This window comes from Terrabacter carboxydivorans (genome assembly GCF_039532035.1).
GTDB classification, from domain to species: Bacteria; Actinomycetota; Actinomycetes; order Actinomycetales; family Dermatophilaceae; genus Terrabacter; species Terrabacter carboxydivorans.
Map to the genome: position 1 here is coordinate 1 of NZ_BAAARE010000067.1, position 1,083 is coordinate 1,083.

Genomic DNA, 1,083 nt, shown 5'->3' on the forward strand with positions numbered 1-1,083 from the left:
CAGGTCTGTGACGGGGCTTCTAGTCCAAGCTCCTATCAGGTCAGTTCCGCCTGGCCGGCGCGCACCATGACGCTGCACCGATCCGGCCGACAAATCGAACGCAGGACACCGTGGTCATACCTTGGCCGGGGTCAGACCGGGCCGGTGCAGCGCCGCTCTTGATGTTCACAGACCTTCCCGTTCTGCCACGGGCAGTGCGGCTTGATGAACTTGTGGGTGGCTCCGAGCGCGGTCATCGCGTTCTTGACGTCGGTGCTGTGCCGGTAACTGAAGTGGTTGTCGGTGATGACCCGCTCGATGGTGGTGATGCCGTGGCCGGCGAAGTGCTCCGCGGCGCGCAGAATGAACGCGGCGCAGGTGGCGCCTTTCTCGTCGGGCAGGATCTCGCTGTAGGCCAGGCGTGAGTGGTCATCGACCATGGAGTGCACGTAGTCGTAGCCGATCCGGGCCTTCTTCTTCGCGGAGGTCGAGCCCATCGAGCGGCCGTGAGCTTTCCAGCCGCCGCCGTCGGGGATGCGCCCGATCTTCTTGACGTCGACGTGGACCAGCTCGCCGGGGCGGTCGCGTTCGTAGCGGACCGCGGTGGTCTTGCTGGAGCGGATCACCTCACCGGTCAGCGGGTCCAGCGTCCGCAGGTAGGGCGTGTGGTGGCGGCGTAGGACCCTGCTGACGGTGCGCGCTGGCATGCCCAGCTCGGGTCCGAGCCAGTCCTGCCCGCGCCGGTGCTCGTGTCGGGCCGCGATGACCGCGGCCTCCACCGCCGCAGGGGTGCGGCGCGGGCTCGAGTGGGGTCGCGAGGACCGATCACCCAGCCCGGCCTCGCCCTCGGCGTCGAACCGCGCGATCCACCGGTGCGCGCACTGCCGGGAGATGCCCATCGCCTTCGCAGCATGCGCCACCGCCCACCCCTGGCGGCGGACTCGGTCGACCAGCAGTCGTCGACCATGAATGTTGAGACGGGCGTTAGCGTGGGACACGAGAACCTCCGGGCGGTGCGGGACTTAGACACTCCACACCTCACCCGGAGGTTCTCCTCATCGTCAACGCCTACCCGTCACCAACGTCCAGGCCGAGTACACCTAG

The 1,083-nt window shown here is 67.9% G+C and carries 1 pseudogene; it reads right to left on the minus strand.

The features are described from left to right. Positions 1-170: 170 nt before the first annotated feature. Positions 171-977, minus strand: a pseudogene (locus tag ABD297_RS23570) (IS481 family transposase); the annotation flags it as partial. Positions 978-1,083: the final 106 nt, after the last annotated feature.